Source organism: Microbacterium sp. HD4P20 (assembly GCF_019449275.2).
Taxonomy (GTDB): domain Bacteria; phylum Actinomycetota; class Actinomycetes; order Actinomycetales; family Microbacteriaceae; genus Microbacterium.
In genome coordinates, this window is the sequence record NZ_JAHZQZ020000011.1 from 267,058 (window position 1) to 283,404 (window position 16,347).

Genomic DNA, 16,347 nt, shown 5'->3' on the forward strand with positions numbered 1-16,347 from the left:
TCATCGGCACGTTGGCGTGCCCACCGCCCCCTCAGGAGCTCCCGTGTCGAAGTCGACCGCCGCACGTGCCCGCCGTCTGACCGCCAGCCTCGCTGCCGCTGCGCTCGTAACCGCGGGGGGAGTGATCGTCCCGGCGCTCGCTGCGGCGCCGGCTGCTGCTGCCGACCGGACGTTCGCGCTCGTCGGCAGCCTGCAGTCCGAGCTGGGCTGCTCCGAGGACTGGCAGCCGGCGTGCACCGAGACCGAGCTGACACCGACCGGCACTCCGCACGTCTACGCCGCTGAGTTCGAGGTGCCGGCGGGGTCCTACGAGTACAAGGTCGCGGTCGACGACACCTGGGACGAGGCCTACGGTCTGAACGGCGGCGGCGACAACATCCCGCTCACCGTCGACGGGCCCGCCACGCTGCGCTTCGTGTTCGACGACACCAGCCACAGGGTGGGCGTCGAGGCCCAGTCGCTGCGCACGGACTACACGGCGGACGACGACGCCCTCATCGCGGCTCCGGTCCGCCAGCCCGGCAGCGACGAGCAGTTCTACTTCGTCATGACCGACCGCTTCGCCAACGGCGACCCGGCGAACGACACCGGCGGCGCGCCGACTTCGGGTCCAGGGGGAGACCGACTGGCGCACGGGTTCGACCCCACCGACAAGGGCTTCTACAACGGCGGCGACATCGCCGGGCTCCGGGCGAACCTCGACTACATCAAGGGGCTCGGTACGAGCGCGATCTGGCTGACGCCGAGCTTCACCAACCGCCCGGTCCAGGGCGAGGGCGCGAACGCGAGCGCCGGATACCACGGGTACTGGATCACGGACTTCACACAGATCGACCCACACCTCGGCACCAACGCCGAGCTCGAGGCGCTGATCGCCGAGGCGCACGCCGAGGGCATCAAGGTGTACTTCGACATCATCACGAACCACACCGCCGACGTGATCGACTATGCCGAGGGCCAGTACTCGTACATCGACCAGGCCACCGAGCCCTACCGCGACGCGAACGGCACAGCGTTCGACCCTGCCGAGCACGCGGGCACCGGCAGCTTCCCGGAGCTGGACCCGGCGACGTCGTTCCCCTACACCCCGACGCTGACCGGTGCCGACGCGACCGCGAAGACCCCGGCCTGGCTCAACGACCCCACGCTGTACCACAACCGCGGCAACTCGACCTGGTCGGGGGAATCGGTGACCTACGGCGACTTCGACGGTCTGGACGACCTCATGACCGAGCACCCGACGGTGGTGAGCGGCTTCGTCGACGTCTACCAGGACTGGATCGACCTCGGCATCGACGGCTTCCGCATCGACACCGCCAAGCACGTGAACTTCGAGTTCTGGGAGCAGTGGTCCACCGAGGTGCTCGACTACGCCCACGCCGCGGGCAAGCCCGAGTTCTTCATGTTCGGCGAGGTCTACGACGCCGACCCCGTCAAGCTCGCGCCGTATGTCCGCGACACCGACATGAACAGCGTGCTCGACTTCACGTTCCAGTCCTCGGCGGTGAGCTTCGCGGCGGGCAACAGCGCGAAGGGCCTGCAGAGCCTCTACGCCGGCGATGACCGGTACACGACACCGGACTCGTCGTCGACGGCGCTGCCGACCTTCCTCGGCAATCACGACATGGGGCGGGTGGGACACCTGCTGCAGACCACACCGAACGCGCTGGAGCGCGACCTGCTCGCGCACGACCTGATGTTCCTCGGACGCGGGCAGCCCGTCGTGTACTACGGCGACGAGCAGGGCTTCGCGGGCACCGGCGGCGACAAGAGCGCGCGACAGTCCCTCTTCGCCAGTCAGGTCGCCGAGTACCAGAACCAGCCCCTCATCACGGGCGAGAACGCCGGCGCCGTCGATCGGTACGCGACGGATGCCCCCGTGTACGAGCACATCGCAGGGCTCTCGCAGCTGCGCGCCGACCACCCCGCGCTCGTCACCGGCGCGCAGATCGAGCGCTACGCCGACAACGGCGCCGGCGTCTACGCCTTCTCGCGCGTCGACCGCGACGAGAAGGTCGAATACCTCGTCGCCCTCAACAACACCGCGGCCGACAAGACCGTGAGCGTCCCGACTCTCACGGCGAACGCGGCGTTCACGGCGGTGTACGGCACCCAGACCGGGATCCAGACGGATGCCTCCGCCGCGGCATCCGTCACCGTTCCGGCCCTGTCGGCCGTCGTCTACCGCGCCGACGCGCCCGTGACCGCCCCCGCGGCACCGATCGAACTCACGGTGAGCGCGCCCGCCGCCGGAGCGGGAGTGACCGGTTCGGTCGCCGTCAGCGCCGACGTCGATGACGTCACGTGGCACGAGACGAGCTTCGCGTGGCGGGTGGTGGGCTCGGACGACTGGCACGCGCTCGGTACCGCCGAAGACACCGAGCCGCGCGTCTTCCACGACATCGACGGGCTCGCGAACGGCACGCTCGTCGAGTACCGCGCGGTGACGACGGATGCCGCGGGCCACCACTCCGCGGCATCGACCTACGCGTCGGTGGGCAACGCCGTATCGCTCGACGTTCCCCAAGAGCCCGAGTCGCCGATCGACATGGTGACGGTGCCGGGAAGCCTCAACTCCGAGATGGGCTGCGCGGGCGACTGGGCGCCGGGATGCGAGGCAGCGAAGCTGACGCTGCGCGCGGACGGCGTGTGGGCGGGCACCTTCGACCTGGCCGCCGGTGAGTACGAGTACAAGGTCGCGATCAACGGCACGTGGGACCTCAACTACGGCGCCAACGGCGTTCCGGGCGGGGCGAACATCGCGATCTCCCACCCGGGCGGACCGATCACGTTCTACTTCGACCCGCGCACGAACATCGTGCAGTCCACGGCGGAGGGTCCCATCGTGACGGTGCCCGGCTCGCACCAGAGCGAGAGCGGATGCGCCGGGGACTGGGCTCCCGACTGTCTCGCGAGCCTCATGGCCGACGGCGACAGGGACGGCGTGTACGAACTGACGCTCGAGCTGCCGGAGGGCGCCTACGAGGGCAAGGTGGCGCACGGCCTGAGCTGGGCCGAGAACTACGGCGTCGGCGGTGTGCGCGACGGCTCGAACTACTCGTTCACCGTGACCGAGGGCGTGCCGGTGCTCTTCCGCTACACGCTCGCGACCCACGCACTGCAGATCGGCGACGGGCTTCCCGGGCTCGGCGAGCAGCGGGCGCACTGGATCGACGCCGACACGATCGCGTGGCCCGCCGACCTCGGTACTCCGGCGGCGGAGGCCACCTGGCAGCTCCACGCCTCTCCCGACGGGGCGCTCGTCCTCGAAGACGGCGAGGTCACGGGCGGCGACGCCATCGGTCTGTCGCTGGTCGAAAGTGGACTGACAGCCGAACAGCAGGAGCGGTTCCCCGCGCTCGCCGGGTTCGCGGCGCTGCGTGTGGCGGATCCGGATGCCGCAGGCGACCTGCTGCGCGGACAGCTCATGGTGTCGCAGCGAAACGGCGAGGGCGCCGTGTCGGCATACACCGGCGTGCAGATCCCCGGTGTGCTCGACGCCCTCTATGCCGATGCACTGGCAGATGCCGAGCTGGGCGTGACGTTCCGGGGCAAGAAGCCGACGTTCCGGCTGTGGGCCCCGACCGCGCAGCAGGCGTCCCTGCTCACGTGGGAGGCCGGTGCCGAGGGCGGCGACCCCGAGCGGCACGAGGCCGAGTGGGACGCGGCATCCGGGATCTGGACCGTCGAAGGCGGCAAGGGCCTCAAGGGCGACGAATATGCGTGGGAGGTCGTCGTCTATGCGCCGACGACCGGCGCGATCGAGACGAACACCGTGACCGACCCGTACTCTGTCGCGCTCACCCTGAATTCGGAGCGGTCGGTCGCCATCGATCTGCACGACAAGCAATGGCGGCCGAAGGTGTGGCAGACCAAGAAGGCGCCGGCGATCGACCGGCCCGTCGAGCGTGCCATCTACGAGCTGCACGTTCGCGACTTCTCCATCAGCGACGAGTCGGTGCCCGAAGCCGAGCGCGGCACGTACCGGGCGTTCACGCGCGACAGCGCGGGCACGCAGCAGCTGCGGCAGCTGGCGGACGCCGGCATCAACACCGTGCATCTGCTGCCGACGTTCGACATCGCGACGATCGAAGAGGACCGGTCGAAGCAGGCGCAGCCGGCGTGCGACTTGGCGTCGTTCGGCCCGGCCAATACCGCGCAGCAGGCGTGCATCGAGGCCCTGGCCGACTCGGACGGCTTCAACTGGGGCTACGACCCTTATCACTTCACCGTCCCCGAGGGCTCGTACGCGGTCGATGCCGAGGGCGGCGCCCGAGTCGCTGAGTTCCGCGAGATGGTCGGCGCGCTGCACGGGATGGGTCTGCAGGTCGTGCTCGACCAGGTGTTCAACCACACCGCGCAGTCGGGTCAGGACGAGAAATCGGTGCTCGACAAGGTCGTGCCCGGCTACTATCACCGCCTCAACCTGGCCGGCGGTGTCGAGACCTCGACGTGCTGCCAGAACGTCGCGACCGAGCACGAGGCAGCCGAGAAGCTCATGGTCGACTCGGTCGTCACGTGGGCGCGCGACTACCGGGTCGACGGCTTCCGTTTCGACCTGATGGGGCATCACTCCAAGGCCAACATGCTGGCCGTCCGCGAGGCGCTGGATTCCCTCACGGTGAAGGAGGACGGCGTCGACGGCTCGAAGGTCTACCTGTACGGCGAGGGCTGGAACTTCGGCGAAGTCGCGAACAACGCTCTCTTCGAACAGGCCACGCAGGGTCAGCTGGGCGGTACCGGCATCGGGACGTTCACCGACCGGCTGCGCGATGCCGTGCATGGCGGCAGCCCCGTCGCCGCGGACTCGAAGTTCTTCCAGGGCTTCGGCACGGGCTTGGCGACCGACCCCAACGGCAGCGACCAGTCCGCGCCGGGCGACCCGTTCGCGGATCTTGCGCACAAGACCGACCTGGTGAAGCTCGGCCTCGCGGGCAATCTGCGCGACTTCGAGATGACGGCTGCCGACGGCACGGTGAGACCCGGCGATGAGTTCGACTACAACGGCTCACCGGCCGGCTACGCCGACCAGCCCGACGAGATCATCACCTACGTCGACGCGCACGACAACGAGACGCTCTACGACCTCGGCGTGCTGAAGCTGCCCGCCGACACCCCGATGGCCGACCGGGTGCGGATGAACACGCTGTCGCTCGCGACCACAGCGTTCGCGCAGACCCCGTCGTTCTGGCACGCCGGCACCGAGCTGCTGCGCTCGAAGTCGCTCGACCGGAACAGCTACAACTCGGGCGACTGGTTCAACCGCATCGACTGGACGGGGCAGGAGTCGACGTTCGGCTCCGGCCTGCCCCGTGAGGCCGACAACGGCGACCACTGGGACGACCTCGCGCCGCTCTTGGCCGACCCCGCGAACAAGCCGGGCGCTGCCGACATCGCGGCGGCCGAGGCATCCGCTCTCGATCTGCTGCGCGTGCGCGAAGAAGTGGGCCTGCTGCGCCTCGGGTCAGCGGACCTGATCCAGCAGAAGGTCACGTTCCCCGGAAGCGGACCGGATGCCGCGCCCGGGCTCGTCGTGATGCTCATCGACGATCTCGTCGGTGAGGACGTCGACCCTGAGCTCGAGGGAGCCCTGGTCGTCTTCAACGCCACGCCCGACGCGGCGACGCAGTCCGTTCCCGAGCTCGCCGGTCGCGAGTTCGCGCTGACGCCCGCGCTGGCGGACGGCTCGGACGCGGTCGTCAAGACGACGACGTGGGATGCCGCGAGCGGCACGATCACGGTGCCGGCGCGATCGGCCGTGGTGCTGATCGATCGGCAGCCGTGACGCCGGCCGTGGGTCAGAGCGGGCTGCCGACGCGGATGAGGTTGCCGCTGCTGTCGACGACGGCGAACTCCCGCATGCCGTAGTCGGTGTCGGTGGGAGCATCGATGCGGCTGCCGGTCGCGGCATCCGGAATCACGAGGTGTCGCCAGTCCACGAACACCGACTGGGCGTCGTCGACGTAGAGGTAGCACATCGACGCGCTGCGTAGCGGATCGACGGACGTGTCCAGCGTGAAGTGCAGCTCGGCATCACCGCGCCCGATGATGAGGTATCCCCAGTCCTCGGGTGGTGCACCGCGATTCTCGAAGCCCAGGCGCTCGTAGAACGAGAGCGTCTCGGCTAGGTCTCGGCTCAGCAGAATGGGAACAGCGCGCTCGGTCATGCGCGAACTTTACCGGCGAGCCCGCCGTCGTGGTCGTCACATCGCTTCGAGGATCGACGATCCGAAGACGGCGAACGCCGCCACGGCGACCCCCACGGTGCCCGCGGCGAGGATCCCGAGCACCAGGATGTGCCCCGCCACGGTCAGAACGAACGCGGCCAGCGGAGAGATGGTGCGACGGTGGACGTGCGGAAGCCGAGCGGTGGAGGTGGTCACACTCCGACGCTACGAACCGCGGCGCGCGTCCGCGTCCGCCCCCGGTCTGTCCGTGGTCATCCCAGAGGATGACTTTTCTGCAGTCGATTCGTCGATCTGCGCCGGCGCTGTTCGACGGCCTTGACGAGGGTGGCACGTGGCCGCCCGCTACCGGAAGGATCAGACCATGAAGTTCATGATGTTCGTCGTCAGCGACGCGCAGCCCGACCAGCAGCCCGACGAGTCCGACATCGACCTGTGGGTCGATCCGCTCGATGCTGCCGGCAAGCGGATCATCGGCGAAGTGCTGGCGCCTGTCTCAGAGTCGACGGTGGTGAAAGTGCGCGGCGGCAAGGTGCTCACCACACATGGTCCGTTCGCCGAGACGAGCGAGGTGATCCTGGGCTTCGACATCCTCGAGGTCGAGAACGTCGACGAGGCGATCGAGATCGCATCGCGCCACCCGATGGCCCGCAACGGGCAGCTCGAGCTCCGCGCCTTCGCGCCGTGGAACGAATCCGCCTGACGGGTCGGACGACAGAAGAGGAGCCCGGATGCCGTGGCATCCGGGCTCCTCTACATCCGATGCGGATCAGCCGCGCACGGCCGGCCGGCGACGCATCACCACGATTGCTCCACCCAGCACCACGAGCAGTGCCGCAGCCAGCGCGATGCCCCACGGCAGCTGGGCGCCCGTGACGGCGAGCTGGCCCGGGGCGACGACCGTGACCGACACCGAGAGCGGTTCGAAGCCTGCCGACTCGATCACGAGGGTGTGCGCGCCGAGGGGCAGATCCGACGGGATCCGCACCGTGAACGACACGTTGCCGCTCGCGTCGGCTGCCGGAATCCCCTGCACCACGATCGGCTCGCTGAACAGCGTCGCGCTGATCTGCTGACCCGGCTCGAGGCCCGAGACCTTCACCGGGAGCGATCCGCCCTGTTCGACCCTGCCCGAGCCGACGTCGACCGTCGCCCAGTCCACGCCGGGCGTGGGGGTGGGCGTCGGGGTCGGGCCGCCGTCGACGACGACCGCTCGTCCGAGCGGTGCCGGGTCGACGACGCCCGCCTGCTCGAAGTACTGCACCGAGGCGGTGAGGTCGACCTGGCCGGTGTCGGTGCGGTCCCCGCCCTCGGCGAAGGTGGCGAAGTTGTCGCCACCGGCGGCGAGGAACGAGTTCGTCACGACCGTGAAGGTCTCATCGGCCGTCACGGCTTCGCCGTTCAGCGACATCGAGACGATTCGCGAGCCTGCTGCGGCATCAGGGTCGTACTCGTAGGTGAAGCCCTCCGAGATGCCCAAGTGCAGCTTCGGGCGCGACGAGCCGGCGGGCTGCCACTGCTCCTCGAGCAGCTGCTCGAGCTGAGCGCCGTCAAGCGTCACGGTCACGAGCGTGTTGGCGAACGGCTGCACCTCGGCGACGTCGCGGTAGGTGACCACGCCGTCCTGTCCGTACAGCAGGTCATCGCGGAGCCCGCCCGGGTTCATGATGCCGATCTGCGCCGGCGTACCCGCATAGTCCTCGTTGGAGGTCGCCCACAGGTACACGTCCGCGACCAGGTTGCCCAGCGACGACTCCACGCCACGGTCGTCTCCCGGGGGAGTACCGCCTCGAAGGATGTCACCGCTGATCTCGCCCACCTCGACCGCGCCGAGCACGTCCGCCTCGGCGGCGGCCTCGTCGACGATCGACTGGACGGCGGGATCCGCCGGATACAGCGGCGTCTCGCCGTCCTCTCCGCCCACGAGCGGCACGAGCGACGCGTCGATCGAGATCAGCTCGCGGGTCTCGGTGTCGACAGAGATGTCGAGCTTGCCCAGTGTCGTGCCGTACTGGTGGGCCTGGATGACGGGGCGCTCAGTCCCCTCGACGCCCTCGACCGGCACCATGCAGGTGTACGCCTGGTGGGTGTGCGCCGAGACGATCGCGTCGATCTCGGCAGACGCACCGTTCACGAGCTGCGCGTAGTCGGTGTCTCCGGTCGCGATGGTGGCGCAGTCCTCGGTCGCCGAGCCGTCGTGGGTGAGCAGCACGATCACGTCCGCGGCATCCGTGTCGGTGATCTCGGTGGCGACGCGGTTGGCCGCCTCGAGCTGGTCCCCGAACTCGATGCCCTCGATGCCCGTCGGCGTGACCATCGTGGCCGTGTCTGGAGTCACCGTTCCGATGAAGGCGACCCGCACCCCGTCCAGTTCGCGCACGGTGTACTCGGGGAGGACCGGGTCGGTCGTGCCCTCGGCATAGACGTTGGCGCCGAGGTTGAAGTCGGCGCTGCCGTACAGGTCGGTGACCCGTCCGGTGAGATCGGCGAAGCCCCGGTCGAACTCGTGGTTGCCGGCTGCGCCGAGGTCCAGGCCCGCGGCGACGAGCGCTTCGATGGTCGGCGCGTCCTCCTGGATGAACGAGGTGAACGTCGAGGCGCCGATGTTGTCGCCGGACGACACGAACAGGGTGTTCGGGTTCTCGGCCTCGAACGCGTCCACGGCGCCCGCGAGCACCGCGGCGCCGGCCTCTCCGTTGCCGAAGTTCGCCTCGATGCGACCGTGGAAGTCGTTGATCGTCAGCACCTGGAGGTCGGTGGTCTCGGGTGCGAGGAGGTCCTCGATGGCGAACAGGGTCGTCGTGCCCGACACCTCGTTGCCGACGGCGAGCAGGGGCTCGCCCGTCGCAGAGTCCTCGGCGGGGATGAACGCGATGCCCTCGGGCCCGAGGTCGCCGGCCTGCGACAGCACCGCTGCCGGGTCCGCCGCGTCCTCGACCGAGACCGAGAAGTCGCGATTGTTCACATACGTGACGAAAGTCGATGCCGCGGGCTCGGTGATGTCGTACACCGCGATGCCGCCGACCCGCTCGAACCCGAGGAAGGCGTACGTGCGGTCGCTCAGTGTGCCGATGGCGACGCTTTCGGCCTCAGGGCCCTTGTCGTCGCTGCGGCCCTCGAGGTTGGACTCCGAGTGATTGGAGTTGAAGAACTCGGGGGATGCCGCGGCGGTCACCTCTTCGAACGACGAGCCGGAGTCGAAGACCTGCTCGCCCTCGGTGGTCCAGATCGAGAAGGACCGTCCGCCGAACGCGTAGAGCTCGCTGTAGCAGCCGGCGTCGGCGTCGAAGCCGTTCTCTTTCGTGACGTTGAGGCGACCCAGGTCGGCATCGCCGAGAAGCCCGGTGAGGGGCTCGCAGACGGGGCCGAAGCCCTCCTCCGCGAGGTTCTTCACGCGCGCGGGCTCCTCGTACTCGCCCCATTCCCGCGCGTCGCCCTCGTTCGCCGTGACGAGATAGGTCTGGCCGCCGGCGGTGTAGGACGAGATCGCGTCGGGCATGTAGATGCCCTTCAGCGCCTCGAAGGTGCGCAGCGAGAAGCCGCCGTCCTTGTCGCTGGGGTCGAGCGCGTTCTGCGCGAGCCCGTGGCCTTTGAAACCGAGCGACCAGACATCCGTGACGGTGGCCGAGTCCAGGTCGACGACGGCCACGGCGTTCGCCTCCTGCAGCGACGCATAGGCGACGCCGCCGTCGATCGTGACGTACTCCGGCTCGAGGTTGCGGCTGATCGGCCGGTCTTCGCCGTGCGGGGTGGGGCCGAACACGCGGACGTCGGCCGGCAGGGTCTTGCTGCCGTCGTCGAAGGCGTGGAAGGCCGCCGTCCGCACCGCGTCCTGCGCCGGCGCGGCGACGGTCTGCGGCAGTGTGACGACCGAGACGGAACCCTCGGGGTCGATCGAGAAGTCGTCGGCCGGCTCGCCCTCGTTGGCGACGACGGCCACGGCGCCGTCTCCCGAGATCGTCACCATGTCGGGCAGCGACCCCACTGCGACGGTGCCGAGGACGGCCGACGCTGCGTCGGCGGCGTTGGCGTCGAAGAACACCAGGTGACCGGCGTCGGTCTTGACGGCGGCTTCGAAGGCGACGACGCCGAGGCCATCCGCGCGCACGGCGACGGAGTTGGCGACGCCGGTCGATGACAGGGTGAAGTCCTTGGTGATCGCCGCGGGATCGCGGTAGTCCAGCACATCGACGGATCCGGCCAGCGCATTCACCACGAACAGTCGGTCGCCGTGGGCGGCGACGATCTCGGCCGCGCTCTCGTCGAACGCTCCGGTCTCGAACGTGCCCAGGGGCGACAGCGACAGGGTGGCGTCCTCAGCCGAATGCACGATCGGGTCGGGGACGACCGCCGCGGAGGCGGCGGTGAACGGTGTCAGCGCGAGCGCGCAGACGGCGGCCGTCGTCGTCGCGGCGGCGACGAGGCGGCGGTGGGCATGCGAAGGCATCGGAATCCTCACGGGAGGGGACGGGTGGTGCGCACACGGCGCCCTCCGTGCCTAACGGGTTCAGGTGTCGCGCGGGTGAACTGCGGGCGACGGATTCATGCAAGCGCGGCGCGGAGGACCCGCACCGGCAGGCGTGCTTCGGTCACAGCGAGGAGCCGTCGATGAGACGCCGCCGGGTTTCACGCGTCTGTGACAGCATGGTGTCGATCGTGGCCGGATCGCCGTCGCTGGACTGCAGCTGCGCGGTCAGGGCGTCGAGCTGAGCGAGGAGTGCATCCTCGACCTCGGCATCGTCGGTGAGCAGGTGGAGTTCGGACACCGCCTGCAGGAAGCGGGTCGTCACAGAGGGGTGGGTCGCGCCGTAGTGACGAATCGGTGTGAGCGCCGCATCGATTTCATCGGCCGGTGAACGCACCACCGTGAGGACGCAGAGTCGGCCGTCGCCGTCGGCGAGAGCCTCGGGCAGTCGGGGAATCTGGAGCAGCCGCGCTGTGATGGCTGTCAGGTGGCCGAGGGCGTGCACGGCGGTCGTCGGATCGTTCAACCCCGGCGAGAGTGCGCGCAGGCCGATGTCGATGGTCTGCTGCAGTCCGAAGTCGACGTCATCAGCCGCTGTGCGCTCGTACCCGATCGAGAACGACGACTGCACCGCGGACTCGACCTCGTCGGCATCCGCCGTGGCGTCGGCGCGCGAGGGCCACCAGTGCGCGAGCGGCGTGCCCGCCACCACGCTGTCGCCCACCTTCCTGCTGAGCTGGACCACGACCTCCCGCTGCGACGCGAGTGCCACCAATTCGCGGTGGTCGAGGTTCGTGATGAAACCGCTCGATGGCGCAGCGACCGGATGCTTCAGCGTGGGAACGCGGACGTCGCCCCGGAACGCGTCGACCTCGGCGTTCCTGCCGCTCACGAGATCGATGGTGCTGTCGGTCTCGCCGTGGATGTCTCTGAGCATGGTCTCGATTCGCAGCTGGGCCGCGAGGTGGGCGAGGAAGAACACCAGCATCACGACGCTGAGGAGCGTCAGGCCGAAGGCGACGGTGACGGAGATCCGCGGGATGAACGGCGGGTCGCCGTTCTCGTCAGAGCGTACGGTTCGCAGGACGGTGAGTGAATAGGCGAACGTACCCAAGAACGCGGCGAGGGTGAAGTGGACCTGGCGGTCCCGAGCGAACAGCCGCAGCACACGAGGGGAGCCCTGAGAGCTGGCCAGTTGCAGGGCGATCACCGTCAGCGAGAAGGTCAGCGAGGTCGCCGTGATGAGTGACCCGGCGATGGCCGACAGCACCGACCGGGCCGAATCCGCCCCGCCGTTGAAGACCACGGAGTCCACCGCGTCCGGAAGGCTGTCGTCGACGAGAAGGTCGACGCGCGGCAGCAGAAGGCCCAGGCCGACGGAGAGGATGACCGCGGCCAGGGGAAGCGGCCAGAGTCGGGACTCGATCGACTCCGACAGTCGGGCCCACCAGCCGTGGCTGCGGGTCCTTCGCGGTGTGTGCCGCGCCGAGTCAGGCATCTTCGGTCTCCCCCGGCAACGCCGAGCCGTCGCCGACGGAGTCCCGGCCGATCACGCTCAGCATGCCGTTGGGTTCCAGAACGACGGCACCCACTCTCGACGGGTCTCCGAAGCCGGCGCTTCGGATGGCCTGCTGCACCTGCGACTCGGTGAGCCGGTTCTCACGGATCACGTCGTGGCGAATCTCTCCGTTCCTCAGGACGACCGCGGGTCCGGAGGTCACGGCCCGGCGGAACCAGCGCCACCGCGTCGAGGCCCACGCCACCAGCAGCTGCAGGGCGGCCAGCAGCACGAGCGCCGTCGCCCCCTCGGCCCATGAGACGTCCTTGTTCAGCAGGATCGTCGCGAGCGTCGAACCGAAAGCGACCGTCACGACGAAGTCGAAGGCGTTCATCTGGCTGAGGGTCCGCTTGCCTGAAAGCCGCAGAACGACGACGAGGAAGACGTACGCGGCCCCGCCGACGGCGACCACCCGCCCTACCTCCGACCACGAATCAAACCACATGGCGCTCCCTTCGGGTTGCGGGACAGTCTCCTGCGTGGTCGGACGCTTCCGGAACGGGGTTGCGCTCCGGCCGCAACCCCCTTAGGGGATCGGGCGTCGAGCAATCCAGGGCAGGTAAATACTGGAACCCCTCGCAAATAGTTGGACGTCCATGTAAAGTTTCTTTCGTGCCGACGAAGGCACCACGCCGTCGACCTCGGGCCTCACAAGGGCGCCGTGGGATCGCCGAAGGAGCAGCAATGTCCACCGTCACCCCCATGGTCCCCGCCCTCAGCGCCGACGAGCGAGCCGCCATCCTCGAGGCGGTCCGTGACTTCGCGCAGTCCGAGCTCGCACCGCACGCACTCGAGTGGGACGAGCAGAAGTACTTCCCGCGGGAGACGCTGGCGCGGGCGGGAGAGCTGGGGCTCGGTGGGGTGTACGTGCGCGAAGACGTCGGCGGCAGCGGACTCTCGCGTTCGGACGCGGTTGCGATCTTCGAAGAGCTCGCCGTCGGCGACACGGCGATCGCGGCCTACATCTCGATCCACAACATGGTGGCGTGGATGATCGACACCTACGGCACTGAGCCTCAGCGACAGGAATGGCTGCCGCTGCTGACATCCATGGAGGGCTTCGGCAGCTACTGCCTCACCGAGCCCGGGGCGGGATCGGATGCCGCGGCCATCACGACGAGCGCCGTGCGGGTCTCGGACGCCGAGGGTGGCACTGAGTACGTGCTGACGGGCGTCAAGCAGTTCATCTCGGGTGCCGGCGAGGCATCCGTCTACATCGTCATGGCGCGCACCGGCGAACCGGGCGCCCGCGGGATCACCGCCTTCCTGGTGCCCGAGGGCACTCCCGGCCTGTCGTTCGGTGCGAACGAGAAGAAGATGGGCTGGAACGCACAGCCGACGCGACAGGTGATCCTCGACGAGGTGCGGGTGCCCGCGTCGAGCATCCTCGGCGGTGAGGGGCAGGGGTTCAAGATCGCGATGTCGGCCCTGGACGGCGGCCGCCTCAACATCGCCGCGTGCTCGCTGGGAGGCGCTCAGTGGGCACTGGATCGCGCGGTGCGGTACGTGCACGAGCGCTTCACGTTCGGTGAGCCGCTCGCCGAGAAGCAGTCCGTCGTGTTCACCCTCGCCGACATGGCCACCGAGCTGCGCGCCGCGCGGGCGATGGTGCGGGATGCCGCCGCCGCCCTCGACGCCAAGATCGCAGGATCCGACGTCGACGATGCCGCGATGCAGTGCGCGATGGCCAAGCGCTTCGCGACCGACGCCGGGTTCCGTGTCGCGAACGAGGCCCTGCAGCTGCACGGCGGGTACGGGTACCTTCACGAGTACGGGATAGAGAAGGTCGTGCGCGACCTGCGCGTGCACCAGATCCTGGAGGGCACCAACGAGATCATGCGCGTCATCATCGGCCGGCAGCTGCTGGCCGGCTGACGCGCCGACCGACAAGGACGTCAGCAATGAGGATCGCATTCCTGGGGCTCGGGCACATGGGCCTGCCGATGGCGAAGAACCTTGCCGCCGCAGGGCATGAGGTGGTCGGCTTCGACGTGATGCCGGCCGCCGTCGAGGCAGCGCGAGAGGCGGGGCTGGCGGGCGCGGATTCTGGCACGGATGCCGCGGCCGGAGCGTCGGTCGTGTTCACGATGTTCCAGACCGGCCAGCAGGTGCTCGACGCGTATCGCGGGAGCGACGGGGCCGACGGGCTGCTCGGTGTCGCGGCATCCGGAACGCTCTTCGTCGACTGCTCGACGATCGCCGTCGACGACGCGCGCGCCGTGCACGAGCTCGCCGAAGCGGCGGGCCATCGTTCGCTGGATGCGCCGGTGTCGGGCGGTGTGGTCGGCGCCGAGAACGCGAGCCTGGCGTTCATGGTGGGCGGGGCGGACGAGGACTTCGAGGCAGCGCGGCCGTTGCTCGAGGTTATGGGCCGGCGCGTCGTGCACTGCGGCGGCGCCGGTCTCGGCCAAGCCGCGAAGGTCTGCAACAACATGATCCTCGCGGTGTCGCAGATCGCGGTGGCCGAGGCGTTCGTGCTCGGCGAGCGGCTCGGGCTGTCGCATCAAGCGCTGTTCGACGTCGCTTCCAACGCGTCGGGTCAGTGCTGGGCATTGACGACCAACTGCCCCGTTCCGGGCCCGGTGCCCGCGAGCCCCGCCAACCGCGGCTACCAGCCCGGTTTCGCGGGCGCACTCATGAACAAGGACCTGGGGCTCGCCGAGGACGCCGTGACATCGACCGGCGTCGAGGCCAGGATGGGGATGCTCGCGCGCGAGGTCTACCGCGAGTTCGCCGAGGGTCCGGGCGGCAGTCAGGACTTCTCGGGCATCATCAACACCATCCGCGCCCACAGTGCGCGGTCCGAGGAGGAAAGCCGATGACCGACTTCGAGACGATCCTCGTGGACACGCGCGGAAGGGTCGGGTGGATCACCCTGAACCGTCCCGAAGCCCTGAACGCGCTGAACACGCAGGTCATGCACGAGGTCGTCGTCGCGGCGTCGGCTTTCGACGCCGACGAGGCGATCGGCGCCATCGTGGTCACAGGCTCGGAGCGCGCTTTCGCTGCCGGCGCCGACATCAAGGAGATGGAAGACAAGTCCGGCCTCGATATGGTCCTGAGCGACCACTTCGGCGGCTGGGCCCGGTTCGCCGCCGTGCGCACGCCCGTCATCGCCGCCGTGTCGGGCTATGCGCTGGGCGGAGGATGCGAGCTGGCGATGATGTGCGACATCGTCCTCGCCGCCGACACCGCGAAGTTCGGGCAGCCCGAGATCAGCCTCGGCGTGATCCCCGGCATGGGCGGCTCGCAGCGGCTCGTCCGCGCGGTGGGCTACTACAAGGCCGCTGACCTGATCCTCACCGGACGGATGATGGATGCCGCCGAGGCCGAACGTTCTGGACTGGTCTCACGTGTGGTGCCCGCCGCTGAACTGCTTGATGAGGCGCAGAAGGTCGCCGATGGAATCGCCGCCAAGTCGCTGCCGTCGCTGTACGCGGCGAAGTCGGCCCTCGACGCGGCGCTGGAAGGCTCGCTGACGGAGGGGCTCCGGCTCGAGCGTCACGTCTTCGCCTCCTTGTTCGACACCGCCGATCAGAAGGAGGGCATGGCCGCCTTCCGCGAGAAGCGACCCCCCGAGTTCCTCGGACGGTGACGTCTCAGAACGGCTCGGGTTGCGGCCGCGGGTCGGCGAAATCGCCGGCGTCCTTGCGCAAGCGCGCGATGATCCGCACGAGTTCGGTGGTGTCTTCCTCGGCCAGTCCCGGCTGCTCGAACACCTCGGTGTTGAGGGCGATCGTCGCCCGCTCCACCAGCGCGCGCCCCGCCTCGGTGAGCACGAGCATCGCCGCGCGCCCGTCCGTGGGGTGCGGCTCGCGCGAGACCAGTCCGTCGCGGGCGAGCCGGTCGACGGTGTTCGTGACGCTGGTCGGGTGCACCTGCAGGCGCGCGATGGCGCTGGCCATCGGCATCCGTCCCTCTCTTGTGAAGCCCAGGAGGCGCAGCATCTCGTATCGCGCGAACGACAGGCCGAACGGCTTGAGTGCCGCGTCGATGCGCGTGAACATGAGCTGCTGCGCACGGATGATCGAGGTGACGGCGGTCATGCCGGCGGCGGCAGTGTCCCAGCCGTGCTCGATCCACTGGCGCTTGGCCTCGGCGATCGGATCGACCGGAAGACGCCTGGTTGCTGCCACGTG

Annotated in this window: 11 protein-coding genes; 5 read left to right on the forward strand and 6 right to left on the reverse strand. The window is 69.1% G+C overall.

Features of this window, described 5'->3' with window-relative positions:
• Positions 1–43 precede the first annotated feature (43 nt).
• Entirely contained in the window at positions 44–5,785 is a 5,742-nt protein-coding gene (gene pulA / locus K0817_RS04380) for a pullulanase-type alpha-1,6-glucosidase (protein WP_219980145.1), read from the forward strand.
• Positions 5,786–5,798: 13 nt separating this feature from the next.
• On the opposite strand, the gene K0817_RS04385 is transcribed toward pulA, so the two are convergent.
• Both K0817_RS04385 and K0817_RS04390 read right to left on the reverse strand, forming a co-directional pair.
• Entirely contained in the window at positions 5,799–6,167 is a 369-nt protein-coding gene (locus K0817_RS04385) for a VOC family protein (protein WP_219980146.1), read from the reverse strand.
• 36 nt (positions 6,168–6,203) lie between these two features.
• A complete protein-coding gene (locus tag K0817_RS04390) occupies positions 6,204–6,383 on the reverse strand; it encodes a hypothetical protein (RefSeq protein ID WP_219980147.1) in 180 nt (59 codons plus the stop codon).
• A gap of 166 nt (positions 6,384–6,549) precedes the next feature.
• Between K0817_RS04390 and K0817_RS04395 the strand changes: the two genes are divergently transcribed.
• On the forward strand, positions 6,550–6,888 hold the full coding sequence (locus K0817_RS04395) for a YciI family protein (protein ID WP_219980148.1): 339 nt from the start codon (positions 6,550–6,552) through the stop codon (positions 6,886–6,888).
• 66 nt (positions 6,889–6,954) lie between these two features.
• Here the strand turns inward: K0817_RS04395 and K0817_RS04400 are convergent, their stop codons facing one another.
• The 3 genes from K0817_RS04400 to K0817_RS04410 all read right to left on the reverse strand — a co-directional run bounded on the left by K0817_RS04400 (position 6,955) and on the right by K0817_RS04410 (position 12,653).
• Entirely contained in the window at positions 6,955–10,632 is a 3,678-nt protein-coding gene (locus K0817_RS04400; RefSeq protein ID WP_219980149.1) for a choice-of-anchor I family protein, read from the reverse strand.
• 142 nt (positions 10,633–10,774) lie between these two features.
• Positions 10,775–12,148, reverse strand: coding sequence for a DUF2254 domain-containing protein (locus tag K0817_RS04405; RefSeq protein ID WP_219980150.1), 1,374 nt, complete (start codon positions 12,146–12,148; stop codon positions 10,775–10,777).
• On the reverse strand, positions 12,141–12,653 hold the full coding sequence (locus K0817_RS04410; protein ID WP_219980151.1) for a DUF421 domain-containing protein: 513 nt from the start codon (positions 12,651–12,653) through the stop codon (positions 12,141–12,143). Before K0817_RS04410 ends, K0817_RS04405 begins: the two co-directional genes overlap by 8 nt.
• A gap of 239 nt (positions 12,654–12,892) precedes the next feature.
• Here K0817_RS04410 and K0817_RS04415 point away from each other — a divergent pair, with 239 nt between their 5' ends.
• Genes K0817_RS04415 through K0817_RS04425 form a run of 3 tightly spaced genes read left to right on the forward strand, consistent with a single transcriptional unit; the run spans position 12,893 to position 15,803 of the window.
• The gene (locus K0817_RS04415; RefSeq protein ID WP_253735170.1) at positions 12,893–14,083 is read left to right on the forward strand and encodes an acyl-CoA dehydrogenase family protein; all 1,191 of its coding nucleotides are present in this window, start codon (positions 12,893–12,895) and stop codon (positions 14,081–14,083) included.
• Positions 14,084–14,109: 26 nt separating this feature from the next.
• A complete protein-coding gene (mmsB, locus tag K0817_RS04420) occupies positions 14,110–15,030 on the forward strand; it encodes a 3-hydroxyisobutyrate dehydrogenase (RefSeq protein ID WP_219980152.1) in 921 nt (306 codons plus the stop codon).
• A complete protein-coding gene (locus tag K0817_RS04425) occupies positions 15,027–15,803 on the forward strand; it encodes an enoyl-CoA hydratase (protein ID WP_219980153.1) in 777 nt (258 codons plus the stop codon). The genes mmsB and K0817_RS04425 overlap by 4 nt, the downstream gene beginning before the upstream one ends.
• Positions 15,804–15,807: 4 nt before the next feature.
• Here K0817_RS04425 and K0817_RS04430 read toward each other — a convergent pair whose 3' ends face one another.
• The gene (locus K0817_RS04430; protein ID WP_219980154.1) at positions 15,808–16,344 is read right to left on the reverse strand and encodes a MarR family transcriptional regulator; all 537 of its coding nucleotides are present in this window, start codon (positions 16,342–16,344) and stop codon (positions 15,808–15,810) included.
• Between the last annotated feature and the right edge of the window lie 3 nt (positions 16,345–16,347).

Coding starts and splice junctions, on each gene's coding strand:
- K0817_RS04415 (WP_253735170.1), top strand. CDS start 12,893: ATGTCCACCGTCACCCCCATGGTCCCCGCCCTCAGCGCCGACGAGCGA.
- K0817_RS04385 (WP_219980146.1), bottom strand. CDS start 6,167: ATGACCGAGCGCGCTGTTCCCATTCTGCTGAGCCGAGACCTAGCCGAG.
- K0817_RS04400 (WP_219980149.1), bottom strand. CDS start 10,632: ATGCCTTCGCATGCCCACCGCCGCCTCGTCGCCGCCGCGACGACGACG.
- mmsB (WP_219980152.1), top strand. CDS start 14,110: ATGAGGATCGCATTCCTGGGGCTCGGGCACATGGGCCTGCCGATGGCG.
- K0817_RS04425 (WP_219980153.1), top strand. CDS start 15,027: ATGACCGACTTCGAGACGATCCTCGTGGACACGCGCGGAAGGGTCGGG.
- K0817_RS04395 (WP_219980148.1), top strand. CDS start 6,550: ATGAAGTTCATGATGTTCGTCGTCAGCGACGCGCAGCCCGACCAGCAG.
- K0817_RS04410 (WP_219980151.1), bottom strand. CDS start 12,653: ATGTGGTTTGATTCGTGGTCGGAGGTAGGGCGGGTGGTCGCCGTCGGC.
- K0817_RS04405 (WP_219980150.1), bottom strand. CDS start 12,148: ATGCCTGACTCGGCGCGGCACACACCGCGAAGGACCCGCAGCCACGGC.